The sequence below is a fragment of the Mesorhizobium sp. M0047 genome (genome assembly GCF_040323315.1).
Classification (GTDB): domain Bacteria; phylum Pseudomonadota; class Alphaproteobacteria; order Rhizobiales; family Rhizobiaceae; genus Mesorhizobium.
Genome location: NZ_JAMYUW010000007.1, coordinates 136,001 through 150,125 on the forward strand (window position 1 = coordinate 136,001; position 14,125 = coordinate 150,125).

14 protein-coding genes are annotated in these 14,125 nt (G+C 63.2%); 5 read left to right on the forward strand and 9 right to left on the reverse strand.

Annotation, left to right across the window (positions count from 1 at the left end):
- Positions 1–9 precede the first annotated feature (9 nt).
- From NKJ89_RS09090 to NKJ89_RS09100, 3 genes are read right to left on the reverse strand one after another with little or no spacing between them, the layout of a single operon-like run.
- A complete protein-coding gene (locus tag NKJ89_RS09090) occupies positions 10–978 on the reverse strand; it encodes a substrate-binding domain-containing protein (RefSeq protein WP_352601721.1) in 969 nt (322 codons plus the stop codon).
- On the reverse strand, positions 975–2,291 hold the full coding sequence (locus NKJ89_RS09095; RefSeq protein ID WP_352601723.1) for an ABC transporter permease: 1,317 nt from the start codon (positions 2,289–2,291) through the stop codon (positions 975–977). The genes NKJ89_RS09090 and NKJ89_RS09095 overlap by 4 nt, the downstream gene beginning before the upstream one ends.
- The gene (locus NKJ89_RS09100; protein ID WP_352601725.1) at positions 2,288–3,871 is read right to left on the reverse strand and encodes a sugar ABC transporter ATP-binding protein; all 1,584 of its coding nucleotides are present in this window, start codon (positions 3,869–3,871) and stop codon (positions 2,288–2,290) included. Before NKJ89_RS09100 ends, NKJ89_RS09095 begins: the two co-directional genes overlap by 4 nt.
- A 220-nt stretch (positions 3,872–4,091) precedes the next feature.
- Between NKJ89_RS09100 and NKJ89_RS09105 the strand changes: the two genes are divergently transcribed.
- Positions 4,092–5,111, forward strand: a complete 1,020-nt coding sequence (locus tag NKJ89_RS09105; RefSeq protein ID WP_352601727.1) for a LacI family DNA-binding transcriptional regulator — start codon at positions 4,092–4,094, stop codon at positions 5,109–5,111.
- A gap of 65 nt (positions 5,112–5,176) precedes the next feature.
- Here NKJ89_RS09105 and NKJ89_RS09110 read toward each other — a convergent pair whose 3' ends face one another.
- From NKJ89_RS09110 to NKJ89_RS09120, 3 genes are all read right to left on the reverse strand, one after another.
- Positions 5,177–6,178, reverse strand: coding sequence for an LLM class flavin-dependent oxidoreductase (locus NKJ89_RS09110; protein WP_023761395.1), 1,002 nt, complete (start codon positions 6,176–6,178; stop codon positions 5,177–5,179).
- A 67-nt stretch (positions 6,179–6,245) separates the two neighbouring features.
- On the reverse strand, positions 6,246–7,415 hold the full coding sequence (locus NKJ89_RS09115; protein WP_352601729.1) for an AI-2E family transporter: 1,170 nt from the start codon (positions 7,413–7,415) through the stop codon (positions 6,246–6,248).
- A gap of 253 nt (positions 7,416–7,668) precedes the next feature.
- Positions 7,669–8,733: an LLM class flavin-dependent oxidoreductase gene (locus NKJ89_RS09120; protein WP_352601731.1), complete on the reverse strand. Its 1,065-nt coding sequence runs from the start codon at positions 8,731–8,733 to the stop codon at positions 7,669–7,671.
- Between the two features lie 313 nt (positions 8,734–9,046).
- Here NKJ89_RS09120 and NKJ89_RS09125 point away from each other — a divergent pair, with 313 nt between their 5' ends.
- Positions 9,047–9,475 (forward strand): DUF6481 family protein, encoded by a 429-nt coding sequence (locus tag NKJ89_RS09125; protein ID WP_023761392.1) that lies wholly within the window; start codon positions 9,047–9,049, stop codon positions 9,473–9,475.
- A gap of 81 nt (positions 9,476–9,556) precedes the next feature.
- Here NKJ89_RS09125 and sugE read toward each other — a convergent pair whose 3' ends face one another.
- Together sugE and NKJ89_RS09135 are read right to left on the reverse strand one after the other, a co-directional pair.
- Positions 9,557–9,871 (reverse strand): quaternary ammonium compound efflux SMR transporter SugE, encoded by a 315-nt coding sequence (sugE, locus tag NKJ89_RS09130; RefSeq protein WP_352601733.1) that lies wholly within the window; start codon positions 9,869–9,871, stop codon positions 9,557–9,559.
- Positions 9,872–10,082: 211 nt separating this feature from the next.
- Positions 10,083–10,208: a hypothetical protein gene (locus NKJ89_RS09135; RefSeq protein ID WP_013528464.1), complete on the reverse strand. Its 126-nt coding sequence runs from the start codon at positions 10,206–10,208 to the stop codon at positions 10,083–10,085.
- Positions 10,209–10,419: 211 nt separating this feature from the next.
- Here NKJ89_RS09135 and NKJ89_RS09140 point away from each other — a divergent pair, with 211 nt between their 5' ends.
- From NKJ89_RS09140 to NKJ89_RS09150, 3 genes are all read left to right on the forward strand, one after another.
- Positions 10,420–11,229: a transglutaminase-like domain-containing protein gene (locus tag NKJ89_RS09140; protein ID WP_352601735.1), complete on the forward strand. Its 810-nt coding sequence runs from the start codon at positions 10,420–10,422 to the stop codon at positions 11,227–11,229.
- Between the two features lie 145 nt (positions 11,230–11,374).
- The gene (locus tag NKJ89_RS09145; RefSeq protein ID WP_352601737.1) at positions 11,375–12,340 is read left to right on the forward strand and encodes a cation diffusion facilitator family transporter; all 966 of its coding nucleotides are present in this window, start codon (positions 11,375–11,377) and stop codon (positions 12,338–12,340) included.
- Positions 12,341–12,402: 62 nt separating this feature from the next.
- Entirely contained in the window at positions 12,403–12,807 is a 405-nt protein-coding gene (locus NKJ89_RS09150) for a GFA family protein (RefSeq protein WP_352601739.1), read from the forward strand.
- A 6-nt stretch (positions 12,808–12,813) separates the two neighbouring features.
- On the opposite strand, the gene NKJ89_RS09155 is transcribed toward NKJ89_RS09150, so the two are convergent.
- Positions 12,814–14,085, reverse strand: coding sequence for a DNA recombination protein RmuC (locus NKJ89_RS09155; protein WP_352601741.1), 1,272 nt, complete (start codon positions 14,083–14,085; stop codon positions 12,814–12,816).
- Between the last annotated feature and the right edge of the window lie 40 nt (positions 14,086–14,125).

Genomic DNA, 14,125 nt, shown 5'->3' on the forward strand with positions numbered 1-14,125 from the left:
AAGTTTAGATCAGAGGCCGTTGTCCTTCAGCACCTTGGCGGCGTTTTCCTTGGTGATCTTCTCGGTCGGCAAGGTGATGGTCTTTTCGACCTTTTCGCCGTTGAGGAACTTGATCGCCTGGCGCAGGCCCTCGGCGCCGGGAGTGACGTAGGTGAAGGTCGCCGTCAGTTCGCCCTTGTTCACCATCTGCACACCTTCGTTGGGCAGACCGTCGATGCCGATGAACTTGATGTCCTTCTCGCGGCCGACATCCTTGGCGGCGAGATAGGCGCCATAGGCCATCGGGTCATTGTGGCCATAGACGAGATCGATCTTCTCGTTGCTCTTCAGCGCATTGGCCATCAAATTGTAGGCCTGGTCCTGCTTCCAGTCGCCCGATTGCTGGTCGAGCAAATATTTGATGCCCGGTTCCTTGTCGGTGAACTCATGGAAGCCGTCATGGCGATCATGCGCCGGCTGGGTGCCCATGCCGCCCCAGATCTCGACGACATTGCCTGATGCCTTGCCCTTGCCGCCAAGCAGTTCGACGGCATATTCGCCGGCCGCGCGGCCGATCAGCGCGTTGTCGCCGCCGACGAACTGGGTGTAGTCCTTGGTGTCGACGTTGCGGTCGAGCACGAAGACCGGAATCTTGGCGTCGATTGCCTGCTGCACGACGCCGGTCAGCCCGGCGGATTCCTTCGGCGACACCAGCAGCGCGTCGACCTCTTGGCGGATCAGGTTCTCGACATCGGCGACCTGCTTTTCGGTCTTGTCCTCGCCGTCGGTGATGATCAGCTCGACCTCGGGATGCTTGGCGGCTTCGGCCAGGATGTCCTTGTTGAACTGCGCACGCCAGGGCTCGATGGTCGTCACCTGGGAGAAGCCGATCTTCCACCTCTTGTCCTGGGCGAAGGCATTGCCGCCGGTCAGCAGCGCGGTGGTGGTCAGCAGTGCCGCGGTCATGGCGGCAAGTTTCAGCATGTCACGTCGTTTCATTTTTTGTTTCCTCCGAGATTGAGAGACGATGTCTCTTGTGACGGCCGCTTTGCCGCGGCCGTTTCCTTGCGCGCCGTTTGCCCGCCTGGCAGGCGCAGATAGGCCAGGAGATCACCAGCATTGCGCTCCTGCACGAGCACGGTGCCGATGATGATCATCCCCTTCAGCACCAGCTGAAGGTTCGAATTGATGTTGTGGAGCTGCAGGATATTGGAGAGCAGCCCGAAGATCAGCACACCGCAGAACGTGCCGGTGAGGCTGCCGCGCCCGCCCATCAGGCTGGTCCCGCCGATGACGACCGCGGCGATGGCGTCCAGCTCCAGCCCGGCGCCGGCATCCGGCTTGCCTTGCCGGTACTGCGCGACATAGAGCACGGCGGCGATGCCGGCGAGCAGGCCGGAAATGGCATAGGTGGCGATCTTGACGCGGCCGGCTGCAATGCCGGAGAGGCGCGCCGCCTCCTCATTGCCGCCGATGGCATAGACATAGCGGCCGAAGGGCGTGAAGCGCAGCACCGCGCCATAGATCAGGATAGCGCCGAGGAAGAACAGGCCGGGCATCGGGATGACGCCGAACACCAGCGAGCGCAGCATCTCGAAATCGGCGGTGGCGTTCGAGCCGGTATAGACCGGCAGAACCGCATTGTTCTGGCCGGCGGTCAGCCGGGCGATGCCGAGCGCCGTCACCATCATCGCCAGAGTGACGATGAAGGGCTGCAGCCGTCCGGCAACGATGATGAAGCCGTTGAGCGCGCCGAACAGCAACCCGACGCACGGCGCGACCAGCAACACGCCGAGCACACCGAATTTCGGCTCAATCTGCGGCAGCAGGTACCATAGCGACAGGCTGCACAGGACCACGCCGACGACGGCGGGCGTGATCAGACCGCGAATTCCGTCGAGCCTGATCTCACGGACGAGATCGGCACCGGCACGGGATTTTGCAAGGTTCTGGAAGATGAAGCGGGTGACGACGAAGCCAAGGCAAAGCGCCACCAAGGCGACGGTCGGCACGCCCAGCACGACGCCCGGCGTCACGCCTGGAACGGTCAGCAGCATGGCGCAGACCACCGAGCAAATGGCCATCAGCGAGCCGACGGAGAGATCGATGCCGCCGGTGATGATGACCGCCGTCATGCCGGTGGCGATCAGCCCGGTGGTCGAGACCTGGCGCAGCACGTCGAGCAGATTGCCGTAGGAGAGAAAGATGTTGTTGCCCTTCGAACTCATCGGCGAGCCCAGCACGCCGATCAGGAAGATGGCGATCAGGCCCCAATAGAGCTTGGTTTGGGACAGGAGTTTCAGGACAGTCATGCGGCTGGTCTCGATATGGTCCGACGCGGTGCGGCGAGGCGCATGATGGCCTCTTCGCTGGCCGCATCGCGGGAAAGAATGCCTGTCTGGCGGCCGTCGGCCATCACCAGGATGCAGTCGGAGAGATGCAGAAGCTCGGGCAGTTCCGAACTGATGACCGCGATGGCGAGGCCATCGCGCGCCAGTTTGAAGATCAGGTCGTAGATCTCGCGTTTGGCGCCGACGTCTATGCCGCGCGTCGGCTCGTCCAGCAACAACACCCTTGGCCTGGTCGCCAGCCATTTGCCGATGACGACCTTCTGCTGGTTGCCTCCCGACAGCGTGCCGGCGGGCTGGTCGATGTCCTGGCAGCGGATGCCGAGCGACTTGACCGCCTGCCGCGCCAGCCCCTGTTCGCCGGCCAGCGAGCGGATGCCGAAGCGCGCCAGCGACCCGACCAGCGGCAACGCGACATTGTCTGATATCGAGGCCTGCAGATGCAGGCCTTGCGTCTTGCGGTCCTCGGTCACCAGCGCAATGCCCAGCCGCCGCGCGTCGCGGGGCGAACGGATATCCACCGGCCGGCCATCGACCTGGATTTCACCACCGGTGCGGCCGTCGCTCGAGCCGAAGATCGCTTCCAGTATCTCGGTGCGGCCAGAGCCGAGCAGCCCGCCAATGCCGAGGATTTCTCCAGCGGCAAGATCGAATCCGACGCCGTCGATCACCGTGCGCCAGCCATGGGCATCGGGCTTCGACAGCGACAGGTTCTCGACCGAGAGCACGATCCTGCCACTGGGGCCGCGCTCCCCCTCAGGGGACGCGAGCAGGTTGCGGCCGACCATCGCGGAAATGATCGCGTCTTCGTCGAGCTTGCCCATCGGCTCGGTCAGTACGTGGCGCCCGTCGCGAAACACGGTAACGCGGCTGGCCAGATGCATGACCTCGTCAATGCGGTGCGAGATGTAGACGATGGCGACACCACTGTCGGCCAGCTGGCGAATGATGCGGAACAGCCGCTGGCATTCGGCCGGTGACAGCGCCGAAGTCGGCTCGTCCATGATCAGGATACGTGCCGACATCGACAGCGCCTTGGCGATCTCGACCAACTGCTGTTCGCCGACGCGCAAGGCACCGACGCGGGCTTGCGGATCGAGTTCGATGCCGAGCCGCCGCAACAAAGCATCTGCGGCGCGGCTGCTCGCCTTGCGGTCGACGATCAGCCCGGCGATCAGCTTCTCGCGCCCGAGGAAGATGTTGTCGGCGACGCTGAGTTCCGGCACCAGGTTGAGTTCCTGGTGGATGATGGCGATGCCGGCATCCTCGGCGTCGCGCACGCCAGAGAAGCTGACGGGACGGCCATCGACGCTGACCGTACCTTCATAGCCGGTGTAGACGCCGGAGAGGATCTTCATCAGCGTCGATTTGCCGGCGCCGTTCTCGCCCATCAGGGCATGGACTTCGCCGCGCCGCAGTTCGAAGCGGACGTCGACCAAGGCGGCGATGCCGCCGAAGCTCTTGGAAATATGCTCGGCGCTCAGAACGACGTTCGAACGATCCGCCGCACTGTGCTCCGGGGACAGGGAATTCGCATGCTTCATGACAATGGCGGCCTCCCTTCCGTCCTCGTCAAATCTCACCAAACGCTAATCTAAACGTTTCGATCATGTCAAGCCGCTATCTGATGGTGCTGGCCCGACATATTTCAATTCTTGCGAAGAAATGCAAAAATCCGTAGATGTAGCACATAGAGGGGTGGCGAAACGTTTAGAAATGACAGCATTCAAGCGGACTAGGAAGCGAAAATCCACGGCGCCGACCATGCTCCACGTCGCCGAAGCGGCGCGTGTATCGGTCGCCACGGTATCGGCGCTTATCAACGGCACGGCAACGGTCAGCCCGGAGCTCAGCCAGCGCATCGAACAGGCGATCCGCGATATCGGCTACAAGCGCAACGCGATCGCCCGCAGCCTGAAGATGGGCACGACCCGCACCATCGGCTTGACCGTGCCGCACATCACCAACCCGTTCTTCACCGATGTCGTCTCGGTCATCCAGCAGGCCTTCGACCGGGCCGGCTATGCCGTCATGCTTTGCTGCACGGACGAGGACCTGAACACCCAGGACGACCAGATCAGGCTGCTGCTCGACCGCATGGTCGACGGGCTGATCGTGGCGCGCGTCGGCGACGGCGCTATCCTCAAACGGATCGTCGACGACGCCAATGTGCCGGTCGTGCTGCTCGACCGTCTCTGCAAAGGCGTCGATACCGATGCCGTGGTGCTCGACAACCAGCGCGCGGTGTTCGACGCCATCACCTACCTGATCAATCTCGGCCATCGGCGCATTGGCTACATCACCGGCACGTCGGACATTTCGCCGATGCATGACCGCATGACGGGATATCGCGAGGCGCTTCACGCCGCCGGCCTGCCTATCGCCGAGGAGTTGATCCGTTTCGGCAATTTCCACGAGATCGACGGCTACAATGCCACCATGCAGATGCTTTCCTCGCATGATCGGCCAAGCGCGATCTTCTCGGCCAACAACCCGATGGTGATCGGCACCATGAAGGCGATCCGCGACATCGGCCTGTCCTGCCCTGAAGACATTTCGGTCGCCTGTTTCGACGATTTTCCATGGTCCGATGTGTTCCAGCCGCAGCTGACCACGGTGGCGCAGCCGGTGCAGGCGATCGGCGAACAGGCGGCCAACCTCTTGCTCGACCGTCTCGCCGGCAACAGGGACGCGCCGCCGCGCAAGCTGGTGCTCAAAGGCCGGCTGATGATCCGCAATTCATGCCGCCCGCTGGGAGCGATGGCGCAGAGCGTGAGCGCTTAGTTTTTCGCGCGTCGGCGGGCGCTCGACGTTGCGAAAGGTGTGCCGCCTTTAGCCGAGCCGGACTGTCAGGCAGCTTGCGATAGCGATTTATGCGCCTCGGCCAGTATCTCGAACGACCGCACTCGCGACGCATGATCGAAGATCTGCGCGGTGACCATCAGCTCGTCGGCACCGGTGCGGCGCACGAAGGCGTCGATGCCTTGCCGGACCGTATCCGGGGAGCCGACGACGGCGCAGGACAATGCCTGGCCGAGCATGGTCCTGGCCATCGGCTCGAGATCGCGCTCATAGTTCTCGACAGGTGGCGGCAGTCGGCCGGCCCGACCGGTGCGCAGGTTGACAAAGGCCTGTTGCAATGACGTGAACAGCAACCATGCCTCGGCGTCGGTGGGCGCGGCAAAGACGTTGAGGCCAAGCATGACATGCGGCTTGTCGAGCTGCTCCGATGGCTGGAAGCGCGAGCGGTAGACGTCCAGCGCGTGATCGAGTTCCGCCGGCGCGAAATGCGAGGCGAAGGCATAGGGCAGGCCGAGCATGGCAGCGAGCTGCGCACCATAGAGGCTGGATCCGAGGATCCAGACTGGCACGTTCTGGCCCTCGCCAGGCACGGCGCGGATGCGCTGACCTTCCTCGGCCGGCTGGAAATAGCGCATCAGCTCGATGACATCCTGCGGGAAATTGTCGACCCCGGCCTCGAGATTGCGGCGCAAGGCGCGGGCCGTGGCCATGTCGGTGCCGGGCGCCCGGCCGAGGCCGAGGTCGATGCGGCCCGGATGCAAAGCGGCCAGCGTGCCAAACTGCTCGGCAATCACCAGCGGCGCGTGGTTGGGCAGCATGATGCCGCCGGCGCCGACACGAATGGCCTTGGTGCCGCCGGCAACATGGGCAATGACGACCGCGGTTGCCGCACTGGCGATGCCTGGCATGTTGTGATGCTCGGCCAGCCAGAAGCGCTTGTAGCCCAGCCGCTCGGCATGACGGGCAAGATCAAGCGAATTGGCCAGCGATTGCGAGGCATCGCTGCCTTCGACGATCGGCGACAGGTCGAGAACGGAAAGGTCGGTCATGAACGGTTTCCTGTGTCAGGACCGCATGTAGGAAGCGCCCTGCGACCTGCAAATTCAAAAATATTGATCAGCCTTTTGCAATTTCAGTGTCGGCGACGTCCTCGTCCTCGATGACAGCCGTGTGTTGTGCGGCGAGAAAATTGCCGACATGGCTGAGGCCGTCGAAATGATCGCAGAACACTTTGATGACGACCAGCAGCGGCACCGCCATCAAGGCACCGACGAAGCCCCACAGCCACGACCAGAAGGCGATGGCGATGAGGATCGCCACGGCATTGATCTCGAGGCGGCGGCCGACCACCGTCGGGGTCACGAACTGGCCTTCGATGATATCGCACAACAACACGAAGGCCGGAGCCAGTAGCGCGTAGGAGACGGTGTCGAAGCTGATCAGCGACATGATCGTGACAAGCATGATGGTCAACAGCGCGCCGACATAGGGCAGGAAGTTGAGCATGGCGGCAGTGATGCCCCAGACTTGCGGGTTGGGCACGCCGAGTGCCCACAGGCCAAGGCCGATGACGGCGCCGAGACCGGCATTGATGATGGTGACAGTGAGCAGATAGTGCGAGATTTCCCGCTCCACGTCATAGACGACGCGCAGCGCCCGCTTCTTTTCGCTAAGACGCGCGAAGGACTGGATGATCTTCTCGTAGAACATCGTGCCGGAGGCGAGCAGGAACAGCGACAGTACGAAGATTATGGTGAGGCTTGTTCCCGCCGACAGGATGTTGCTGGCCGCTGCAGACAGAATGCCGGATTGCGCCACCGCCACCTTCTGGACGCCCGGCTCCTGCGAGGTCTCGGTCAGCTGTTCGATCTGATGCGAAATCTGCATGATCTTCTCGAGCGGACGCCGCAATTGCGCCAGGCGTTCGGTGAGTCGCTGGCCTATCGACGAGGTGTTGTTGATGAGTTCGATGACCGGACCGCTGAGCAAATAGCCGGCACTGGCGAAAACGAAAAGCGACAGCAGCACCAGCACGGTTGCCGAAACCACTTCGGGGATGCCGCGCTTGCGCAGCAGCCGGACGATCGGCGTCAGCGTCAGCGTCAGCAGAAAAGCCAGGATGACCGGCATGAAGAACGCGCGGGCGAAGTAGAGCGCATAGATGGCCATGAACAGGAAGATGCCGACGAGCAGTAAGCGCGTCAGATGCATGTCGGCGTGAGCCGCGACGCGCGAATTCGGCTCATCGGCAACGCCTGCGCCCAAGGCAGTGGGTTCGGTCTTCATGCTCGCCCCTTGAGCCGGGCGCCCCTCGGCGATCGGCGATTGCCTGCATGAAACGCAGAGTGACGGGGTCAGGTTCCAGGGTTAGGTGAACCGGGCTCCACCGAGATGGCTGGTATGACCATTGCCTTTAAGCGCATGTCGCGACAGCACGAGCCGTTTCCGGCCATGGTCATGGATATTGGAACGTACCCCGTGGCGATCGGCTTCATGCCCGCCATTCCACCTGGTTTCGTCAGGGGAGATCGGGGCCGACCTACTTTTCGACGGGCACCGCCAGCGCCGGCGCGGATTTCGCCGTTTCCTTGCGCACGATCGGCGCCACCCTGGTGCCGTAGAGTTCGATCGCCTTCATGATCTTGGCATGCGGCATGGTGCCGATCGCCATCTGCAGCAGGAAACGGTCGTTGCCGAAGATCTTGTGCTGGGCGACGATCTTCTCGGCCACCTGCTCGGGGCTGCCGACGAACAGTGCGCCGTTGGGACCGCGCGACTGGTCGAAATGCGCCCGCGATGTCGGACCCCAGCCGCGCTCGCGGCCGATGCGGTTCATCACTTCCGCCTGGGGTCCATAGAAATCGTCGGCCGCCTGCTCGGTCGTTTCGCCGATAAAGCCATGCACGTTGATGCTGGTGGCGAGATCAGCCGGTTCGCTGCCGGCGCGCCTGGCGGCCTCGTGGTAGAGATCGAACAGCGGCGCGAACCGTTCCGGCTCGCCGCCAATGATGGCGAGCGCCAGCGGCAGGCCGAGTGCGCCAGCGCGGGCGGCAGACTGTGGCGTCCCACCAATGGCGATCCAGACCGGCAGCCTGTCCTGGAAGGGCCGGGGATAAACGCCGCGATCGTTGATCGACGCGCGCAGATTGCCGGACCAGGTGACCTTCACGCTATCGCGGATGGCGAGCAGCAGGTCGAGCTTTTCGGCGAACAGCTCGTCATAGTCCTCGAGGTTGTAGCCGAACAGCGGGAAGGATTCGATGAACGAGCCGCGTCCGGCCATGATCTCGGCGCGGCCGCCCGACAGAAGATCGAGCGTGGCGAACTGCTGGAAGACGCGCACCGGGTCATCGGAAGACAGGACGGTGACCGCGCTGGTCAGCTTGATACGCTTCGAGCGCTCGGCGGCTGCGGCCAGGGCTACGACCGGCGCTGAGGCCGCATAATCGGGCCGGTGGTGCTCGCCGAGGCCAAAGACGTCGAGACCGACCTGATCGGCCAGTTCGACCTCCTCGATCAGGTTGCGCAGCCGCTCATGCGGGCCGATGGCGCCCGGACCCGGCTGCGGGCTGACGTCGGCGAAGGTGTAGAGACCGAGTTCCATTAAGTGTCATCCTGCTGTTGGGTTGGTCGCGTAGCAATCCCAGGAAAAGTGCGAGGCGGATTTCCGCCCGGAATTGCGTCAACACAGAGATAAAGCGCGGTTCACCGTTTCTGGTGAATCGCTCTAGACGTAGCGACCGACCCGCCGCGCCGCCAGAGGGGCGGACGGTGAACAGTGCATGCCGGTTTCGCCCGAAAAGACGTCTCCCGGCTGCAACAGCCAATAATTTCATGGCTGCCATGCCGTTTTGGCGCTTGAACTCTCGGTTTTCGCGCGTATGTAAGCGTCGCGAATTGACTCCAGGGAAGTGGACTTGGCTATCTACAGGGAAAAAGACGTTTTCGAGCGGCGCAACGCCGCAAACGAGGCAAAGAAGGCGCTCCTCGAGCGCTTCAAGGCAAAGCCGGCTGCGGATGATCCCGCAGTGCTGGCGCGGCAGGCCGAACGCAAGGCAATCCTAGCGGCCCGCGAAATCCGCGAGGCTGAAAAGGCCCGGCTGAAGCAGGAAAAGCTGGCACGCGAAGCGGTCGAGAAGGCCGAGCGCGAGGCGGCGGCCGAGGCAGCACGTATCGCCGCCGAGGAAGCCGCACAGGCCGAGGCCAAGATTCGGGAATCCGAAGAGAACGAGCGCATCGCCCGTTTTCTGGCCGACGAAGCCGAACGCAAGGCCAAGCGCGACGCGCGTTATGCGGCGCGCAAGCAGCGTACCGGCAGGACGCCTCCGGGCTTCTCCGCCCGCTAGCCTCAAAACTGCCGAAGCAATCAGCTTCAAGAATCAGGGTCGCCTTGCAGCGACCCTGAACGCGTTTGTCCGCCGTTCCGGTCAGGCGGCGAACTTCAGTCCCATGATGCCGCAGACGATGAGCGCGATGCAGGCCAGCCTGATCGCCGTGGCCGGCTCGCCGAGCAGCCAGACGCCGAGCAGTGCCGTACCGACGGTGCCGATGCCGGTCCACACCGCATAGGCGGTACCCACCGGCAGCGTCTTCAGCGCCAGGCCGAGCAAGGCGAGGCTGACGATCATGGAGGCAACGGTCAGCACGGTCGGCACCAGCTTCGAAAAGCCATCGGTGTATTTGAGGCCGATTGCCCAGCCGATCTCGAACAGGCCGGCAAAAAAGAGAAGAATCCAAGACATCGACAACGCTCCATCAGAGCATCGGACCGAAAAGCGATCTTCGGGTGCCCGACGATCAATCAATCAAGCAATGGCGGGTCGTCCCGTCCGGATTTGGGGTAGCGCGAGGTCGTCCCCGCGATGCCAACATCGGTATTTCGGGCGCTCGATCAGCAACGACCGGCAACAACGTTGCCGGTCGTAATCCTATTCCAATGCGGATGGCCCGGACCTACTTGTCCTTAAGCTTCATCGCCTTGACAGGCGGCGCCTTCAGGGCCGGAGCGGGAGCGGGTTTCTTGGCGTCCTTCTTCGGCTTGCGGGCTTCCTTGCCTGCCTTCATCGCACCTTTAGCCATGATTCGTTCCTCCGATTGCGGGAAGCGAAGTGAAACAAGAGAACCGCCCGACTGCAAGGGGTTAGCGACTGCTGCCGCCGTCAGCGGATCGCTTTCAACCGGTTTCTAATTTGCTCGTAAACCCTGGCGGTCCGTGCCATGGTCATTTTCGCACTGCAGCATCAACCGTGCCGTCGCCGGGTGATCGTCAGGCAGGCCGGTCAGGACGACAATGCGAATCCACATCGGCTGCGAAATGAGCTTCGACTTTCCGCAGGAAACGCCGCTCATCGCGATGCTGAATGTCCACTATTCCCGTGCCTCCGATCTCGAGCGGCCGGATTTCCTGATCTCCAACCCGCCGGTGCCCATCCAAAGCTACCGCGACAGTTTCGGCAACTGGTGCAACCGGTTCGTCGCGCCGCCCGGGCGTTTCACCTTCGGCACCGACGCGGTGATCCGCGATCCCGGCACCTTCGAGATGGGCGACCTGATGGCCTGGCAGCACGAGGTGCGCGACCTGCCGGCGGACACGCTGCTGTTCCTGCTGCCCAGCCGATTTTGCGAGAGCGACCTTCTGGCTGATGAAGCGTGGCGGCTGTTTGGGCAAACGCCGCTCGGCATTCCACGCGTCCAGGCGGTCTGCGACTTCGTCCACAATCATCTCGTCTTCAACTACGGCAATGCGCGGCCGACACGCAGCGCTGCGGAGGCCTACCGCGAACAGAGCGGTGTCTGCCGAGACTATGCGCATCTCGCCGTCACATTCTGCCGGGCACTCAACATCCCGACGCGCTACTGCACCGGCTACATCAGCGACATCGGCATGCCAAAGCCATGGGCCAGCATGGACTTTTGCGCCTGGATGGAAGTCTATCTCGGCGGCCGCTGGCATGCCTTCGATCCGCGCAACAACGCACCGCGCATCGGCCGCATCCTGATCGCCTCCGGCCGTGACGCCGCCGATGTGCCTCTGACCCATATTTTCGGGCCGGGCACGCTCGCCGGGTTCAAGGTGTGGACCAGCGAGATCGTCGACTAGCCCCGCTTCCTGCCGGCCAATCTGTCCAGCAGTATCTTTGACGCACGCCAGCTTTGAACGAGCCTGCGGTTCGTGCGTTGTGATGGCTGTGGAGCTTCCGCAGTCTGGCCGTTAGGCTGGGTGCGCATCTAACCGGGACCACACCATGGCTGGGCACGGCGGCTCAAAAAGGGTGATCTACGCGGCGCTGGCCGGCAATCTCGCCATAGCGCTGACCAAGTTCGCCGCCGCCTTCTTCACCGGCAGTTCGGCGATGCTGTCGGAGGGCGTGCACTCGCTGGTCGATACCGGCAATGGCAGCCTGCTGCTCTACGGCATGCATCGCGCCGCTCGTCCGGCAGACCACACGCATCCGCTCGGTCACGGCCGCGAACTGTATTTCTGGAGTTTCATCGTCGCACTTCTCGTCTTTGCCGTGGGCGCCGGGGTATCGTTCTACGAGGGCGTGATCCACATCATGGCGCCGGAACCGGTCGCCAACGTCAAGGTGAACTATCTCGTCCTGGGCCTTTCCTTCCTGTTCGAAGGCAGCTCCTGGCTGGTGGCGCTGAAGGAGTTCCGCAATCAGAAGGGCAAGGAAGGCTGGCTGCGGGCCGTGCAGTCGAGCAAGGATCCGAGCGTCTACACCGTGCTGTTCGAGGACAGTGCGGCCCTTCTCGGCCTGATCGTCGCCTTCGCCGGCATCCTGGCGGCGGAACTGCTGGGGATGCCGGAACTCGACGGCGCCGCCTCGATCGGCATTGGGCTGATCCTTGGCGCGACGGCAATTTTCCTGGCCCGCGAAAGCAAGGGCCTACTGATCGGGGAGCCGGCCTCGCCCGAGGTGCAGAGACAGGTGCTGGCGATCGCCCAACAAGATCCGGCGGTGCAGCGGGCGAACGGCGTTCTGACCGTCCATATGGGGCCGGCAGAGATCGTTGCCGGGCTGAGCATCGAGTTCGAGGATCACCTGACGGCGCCGGAGATCGAAGCCTGTGTGGAGCGCCTGGAGGCGCGGCTACAGAAGGAGATGCCGGAGATCACACGGCTGTTCGTCAAGCCGCAGACCACCGGCACCTGGGAAAAGCGGCGCAAGCTGATCGAGACCGCATCCAATCCGGCGCCGGATTAGCGTTGCGCCATTGCCTCACGGTCTTGCCTCGCTAAGATTAACAACACTTTGGAGGAACGAAGATGAAAATCGACGGCGGCTGCCATTGTGGCGCCATCACCTACGAGGCGGAGGTCGATCCTGAAAAGACGAACATCTGCCACTGCACGGACTGCCAGCAACTGACCGGCACGGCTTTTCGCGTGACGGTTCCGGCGCTCGAAAGCAACTACCGCATCACCAAGGGTACGCCGAAAATCTACATCAAGACAGGATCGAGCGGCGCCAAGCGCGCGCAGGCCTTTTGCGGCGAGTGCGGCTCGCATCTATACGCCACATCGGTTGGCGACGGGCCGAAAGTCTATGGCGTCCGGGTCGGCACGGCGCGGCAGCGCGATGAGCTGGTTCCCCGGACGCAATACTGGCACCGCTCGGCATTGCACTGGCTGCCGGAATTTCAGCACATGACCACCGTGGAGGAGCAGTAGCGCTGCTCAGTCGTCGCCTTCGACGACCCTCAGCCTGAGCTGCCCGGTCTTCGAATCGGCAACGCGAGCGCCCGTGTCAGCCTTTGCAGCGGGAGGCCGTGACGCGGCGTCCGCCGCGGCTTCGCCGTCGGCCTGTGCGCCGAACTCCAGCGCCTCGATCTTCTGGCCGCGCTTGGTGACCTTCGAAGTAGAAACCAGGATGTCGTCGATGTCCTTGGCGGACTGGCCGAAATGGACCTGCAGCTTGCGCACCCGCTCATCGACACGCGCAACATCCTCCATCAGCCGGATGACCTCGCCCTGGATCAGGTGCGCCTGTTCGCGCATGCGGGCGTCCTTGAGGATCGCCTGAATAACCTGGATCGACAGCATCAGCAGCGACGGCGAGACGATGACGACACGGGCGCGATGCGCCTTGTGGACGATCGCCTCGAAATTCTCATGGATCTCGGCGAACACCGATTCCGAAGGCACGAACATGAAGGCGGTATCCTGGGTCTCGCCCTGGATCAGGTATTTTTCCGAGATATCGCGGACATGGATCTCGATGTCGCGGCGGAATGCCTGCGAGGCGACCTTCTGCAGGTCGGCGCCATCGGCGGCGCGGATGGCGTTCCAGGCTTCCAGCGGAAACTTGGCGTCGATGGCAAGCGACGGCGCGCCGTTCGGCATCTTTACCAGGCAGTCGGGCCGGCTGCCGTTCGACAGCGTCGCCTGGAATTCGTAGGCGCCGTGCGGCAGGCCGTCGGCGACGATCGCCTCCATGCGCGACTGACCGAAGGCGCCGCGCGTCTGCTTGTTGGAGAGTATCGCCTGCAACTGCACGACCTGGCCGGCGAGCGACTGGATGTTACCTTGCGCGACATCGATGATCGCCAGCCGCTCCTGCAATTTGGCCAGGCTTTCATGCGTCGATTTCGTCTGCTCGGTCATGGTCTGGCCGAGCCGGCCGGTCATGGCATCGAGACGCTGGCCGATCGACTGCGTCAATTCCGCTTGCCGTGCCCCGAACACTTCGGCGATGGCGCCCATGCGGCCCTGCATCTCGGCCTGGCTTTGCAGAATGCCGGCCATTCGCGCCTCGGCGTCGCGGGCATGATCGGCGGCTTCGGCGGCAGCGACTGCGCGCGCTTTGGCCGACCGCCACAGCGCGACAACGAGCGCCACGAACAGGCCGAGAACCAGCAAGGCGCCCAAGGCCAGCGCATGGCCGAGTGTGATCGTGGTGGCGCCAAGCCGGGCGACAGGTTCCGAAAGGATGGTGCTCAGATCATTCATGTGGACAGCATAAACGATTCGCCCTGATCGCACAGATCAA

Excerpts from the sequence above, each read along its gene's own strand:
- NKJ89_RS09140 (WP_352601735.1), top strand. The coding sequence starts at position 10,420 with ATGCGAATCCACATCGGCTGCGAAATGAGCTTCGACTTTCCGCAGGAA.
- NKJ89_RS09155 (WP_352601741.1), bottom strand. The coding sequence starts at position 14,085 with ATGAATGATCTGAGCACCATCCTTTCGGAACCTGTCGCCCGGCTTGGC.
- NKJ89_RS09105 (WP_352601727.1), top strand. The coding sequence starts at position 4,092 with ATGCTCCACGTCGCCGAAGCGGCGCGTGTATCGGTCGCCACGGTATCG.
- NKJ89_RS09135 (WP_013528464.1), bottom strand. The coding sequence starts at position 10,208 with ATGGCTAAAGGTGCGATGAAGGCAGGCAAGGAAGCCCGCAAGCCGAAG.
- NKJ89_RS09145 (WP_352601737.1), top strand. The coding sequence starts at position 11,375 with ATGGCTGGGCACGGCGGCTCAAAAAGGGTGATCTACGCGGCGCTGGCC.
- sugE (WP_352601733.1), bottom strand. The coding sequence starts at position 9,871 with ATGTCTTGGATTCTTCTCTTTTTTGCCGGCCTGTTCGAGATCGGCTGG.
- NKJ89_RS09095 (WP_352601723.1), bottom strand. The coding sequence starts at position 2,291 with ATGACTGTCCTGAAACTCCTGTCCCAAACCAAGCTCTATTGGGGCCTG.
- NKJ89_RS09110 (WP_023761395.1), bottom strand. The coding sequence starts at position 6,178 with ATGACCGACCTTTCCGTTCTCGACCTGTCGCCGATCGTCGAAGGCAGC.
- NKJ89_RS09100 (WP_352601725.1), bottom strand. The coding sequence starts at position 3,871 with ATGAAGCATGCGAATTCCCTGTCCCCGGAGCACAGTGCGGCGGATCGT.
- NKJ89_RS09090 (WP_352601721.1), bottom strand. The coding sequence starts at position 978 with ATGAAACGACGTGACATGCTGAAACTTGCCGCCATGACCGCGGCACTG.
- NKJ89_RS09150 (WP_352601739.1), top strand. The coding sequence starts at position 12,403 with ATGAAAATCGACGGCGGCTGCCATTGTGGCGCCATCACCTACGAGGCG.
- NKJ89_RS09115 (WP_352601729.1), bottom strand. The coding sequence starts at position 7,415 with ATGAAGACCGAACCCACTGCCTTGGGCGCAGGCGTTGCCGATGAGCCG.
- NKJ89_RS09120 (WP_352601731.1), bottom strand. The coding sequence starts at position 8,733 with ATGGAACTCGGTCTCTACACCTTCGCCGACGTCAGCCCGCAGCCGGGT.